This window comes from Arthrobacter sp. 05T47 (genome assembly GCF_056395825.1).
On record NZ_JBFTKG010000089.1, the window covers coordinates 1 to 2,775 of the forward strand.

At 61.6% G+C, this 2,775-nt stretch carries 2 protein-coding genes; one reads left to right on the plus strand and one right to left on the minus strand.

Annotated features, from left to right (window positions below; genetic code table 11):
- The coding region (locus tag AC1DEY_RS22780; RefSeq protein ID WP_476869982.1) for an HAD hydrolase-like protein at positions 1–726 on the plus strand (726 nt) is incomplete at its 5' end.
- A gap of 234 nt (positions 727–960) precedes the next feature.
- Here AC1DEY_RS22780 and AC1DEY_RS22785 read toward each other — a convergent pair.
- Positions 961–2,715 (minus strand): IS30 family transposase, encoded by a 1,755-nt coding sequence (locus AC1DEY_RS22785; protein WP_476869983.1) that lies wholly within the window; start codon positions 2,713–2,715, stop codon positions 961–963.
- Positions 2,716–2,775 lie beyond the last annotated feature (60 nt).

Genomic DNA, 2,775 nt, shown 5'->3' on the forward strand with positions numbered 1-2,775 from the left:
AGCTGCATCTTGTTCGACATGGACGGAACGCTCCTGGATTCAGCACCCGGCGTTACAGCAAGTGCCGCCCAGGCCCTGGCAGCTGTCGGGGCGCCAGTCCCCTCGATGGACAAACTGCGCCGATTCGTCGGGCCACCGATGATCGACTCCTTCAGAACAGTCTCAAAACTGGACGAAAAAACCGCCCAAAAGGCCCTCCAACACTACCGCAAAGCGTACGCCGATCATGGAGCCGAACAGTCCAGCCCATACGACGGAATCATGGACCTGCTCAAACACCTGCACTCGGCCGGGATTCCAATGGCTGTCGCCACATCCAAGGTGGAAGACCAAGCAATCAGGCTCGCTCGAAAGTTTGGAATTGAAAGGCAGTTCATTGACGTATGCGGAGCGTCGGACCGCGAGGGAAGAGCGAGCAAAGCAGACGTCATCGCCGAAGTGCTGCGCCGGCTCCAATCCAAAGGCGTAGACATATCCACTCCCGCAATGGTCGGAGACCGAAGCTACGACATTGAGGGAGCAGCCAAACACGGAATCCCCACAATATTCGCACTCTGGGGATACGGGGAGGCCGAGGAAGCCTCGCAGGCCACCGCCGTTGCCCCCTCCCCTGCGGCCCTTCTGCCACTGATCCTGGATAACCGCCGCCGGTCAGCCTCGCAGCATCCCTCGTGCGATGAGTCCACGAATGCGACCAACAGGCATTCACAATCCACTGTTTGCTAGAAGCGGTGGTTTGGCCCCAGCACTGATCCGTGCCGGTTTCGCCTGCCGCATAAGCCGGTCCCCCACCGCGACATCCTCCGGCCGCACCGGCGTTGCGAGAAAATCCGATACAGCTACCGGAATCTTTGATGCCCATATACTCCGCCCGCAAAACTGTGCCACTCAGGTTGGGCGGTTTCTGAGGGTCGACGCAACAGATGCGTGTTTTCGGGTCGTTTTCCCGATGCTTTGAGGCTATCGCAGAGCGGCGGCAGGCGCGGTGCGTTCGGCTTTGAATCGTGCTGCCGGGGTGTCGTAGTCGAGGGTCTTCCGTGGCCGTTCGTTGAGCTCACGCATCACGTGAGAGACGTGCGCAGCGCTGTGAACCGCGAGGTTGGTGCCMTTGGGGAAATATTGGCGGGCCAGCCCGTTGAAGTTCTCGTTCGCGCCGCGCTGCCAGGGGCTGGAGCGTTCGGCAAAGTAGACCGGAACCCCGGTCCTCTTTGTTAGTTCCTCGTGCCAGGCCATTTCCACACCCTGGTCCCAAGTGAGCGTTCGTTTCAGGTGTGCCGGCAGCGTCGCGAACGCGCTGATTGCGGCCGCGTTGACACTCGCAGCGGTGTGATCCAGGGGCAGATTCACGATGACGCCGTACTGGGTTTTCCTTTCCCTGAGTGTCATCATCGCCGAGACTGACCCGACGCCGACGATGAGGTCCCCTTCCCAGTGGCCTGCTTCTAGCCGGGTTTCGACCTCCGCGGGCCGTTGGTCGATCATGGTCATGTTGCGGATCCGCGATCCCTGCCCGGTGCGCGTGCGCCAGCGCGTCTTGCGGACGCGGCGACCGGTGCGCAGCTTCGTGGCATACCGCTGGTGCAGGCCGTGGTCCTCACGCAGCAGCAATGCGCGGTAGATCGTTTCCGGGCACAACCGCATCGCCTGGTCATCGGGGTACGTCTTCTTCATCCATCCRCAGATTTCGTCCGGCGACCAGAAACGGTTGAGTTTGCGTTGCACGAGGGTGCGCAGCCGGGCGTTGGCGGCGAGCTTATGCACTTTTGGTCGGGCCCGTTGCAGCCGGGCGTCGTGATCGGCAGTACGGGGCAGGTAGAGGCCCTGAACGTCCCGATGACGGTCCAGTTCCCGTTTGATCGTGGAAGCGTGACGGCCCAGTTCCACCGCGATGCGTCGCATCGAGTGCCCCAGCCGCAGCAGGTCCGCGATCCGCATCCGTTCCCGCGCATCCAGGTAGCGGCCCGCGGTTACGGATGGAACTCTGATGGGTGGGATCTGGAAATTGCTGGCTCGACGCAGCTGCGTCCCCGTTCTTCTGTGCATACCAAGAAGTCTGCAGGCTTCTGCGTTGCTCACTCCGTTGCGCATCAGCTGCCAATACTTCTCGGCCCGCGCAGCACGGCGTTGCTGCGCCTCTGAGAGCACCGCACCGAGCATCTGGTCTGCATAACGTCCAGAGGAGAGAAAAGCGGCGTGCTGCGCCGCGGTCGCCGCATTTCGCTCTTTCGATAGTCGCGACAGTCGATCTTGTTCGAAGTTCAGGCTGAGACGATCCGTCAGGCGCAATTGGCCCTGGCACCGCCTTACGGTCACCTTGGACTGACGTAACTGATCGAAACGACCGTGCATCCACCGATACCCGGTCGAACGGCTCACTCCCGCTGCCTTAGCTGCCTCCCCAAGGCTTTTGCCGCGATCAAATGCCGCCCAAAACCTGGCCTCCTCGTCGACGTCGACTCGAAGATGATGGCGGTCTCTGACCTGGCCGACGTCCGCTTCCCACGCCACGAGCCGGGACGTAGTGAACCCAAGCTCCGCCGTCGTCTCGCTGGGAGTCTTGCCGCTGCGACGCAGGCGCAAGTATTCCTCGCGCAGCCAGCGGTAGCCGACCTCTTTATCGATGCCAGCATGACGGGCGGACGGTTTGAGACCGTGCCCGTGCTTTACCGAGGCAAGAAACCGGATGCCTGCTGCTGATGAGGAGCTGAGATACATGTCGAACCACCTTGAAAGAAGGTGTTGCTTCGATCGACAGAATCCCGCGGGGGATAACGG